1 protein-coding gene is annotated in these 490 nt (G+C 74.3%); it reads left to right on the top strand.

Going from position 1 to position 490, the window contains the following annotated elements:
- A partial coding sequence (locus WA788_RS35605) for a CurL C-terminal domain-containing protein (RefSeq protein WP_335984656.1) occupies nucleotides 1–490 on the top strand: 490 nt, incomplete at both ends.

The following is a 490-nucleotide window of genomic DNA, read 5'->3' as shown; positions in this document are numbered from 1 at the left end:
CTCCTCGTTCGGCCTGAGCGGCACCAACGCGCACGTCATCCTGGAAGAGGCCCCGGCAGCCGCCGAGGCAGCCGAGGTCCCCCAGGCCCCGGAGGACGCCGGCTGGTCCGGCAGCGCGGTGGTCCTCCCCGGCACCGCCCACGCGTGGCTGGTGTCCGGCCGCTCGGCAGCGGGCCTGTCGGGCCAGGCGGAACGGCTGCGGGACTGGGTCGACGAGCGTCCCGAGCTGCAACCGGCGGACCTGGCCTGGTCGTTGGCGGTGACCCGCTCTGCCTTCGAGCACCGGGCCGTGGTCGTGGGGGGTGACCGGACCGACCTGGTGAACGGTCTGGTGAGTCTCGCGTCGGGTACGCCGTCGGGTGCGGTGGTCTCGGCGGTGGCGCGTGCGGACACCCGTCCGGTGTTCGCGTTTGCGGGTCAGGGGTCGCAGTGGGTGGGGATGGGGCGTGAACTGGCCGGTGTTTCGCCGGTGTTCGCGGCGCGCCTTGCC

This window comes from Streptomyces sp. CA2R106 (genome assembly GCF_037034245.1).
Lineage (GTDB): Bacteria > Actinomycetota > Actinomycetes > Streptomycetales > Streptomycetaceae > Actinacidiphila.
Note: the sequence above shows the minus strand (reverse complement) of the source record. Positions and strands in the feature narration are given on the sequence as shown.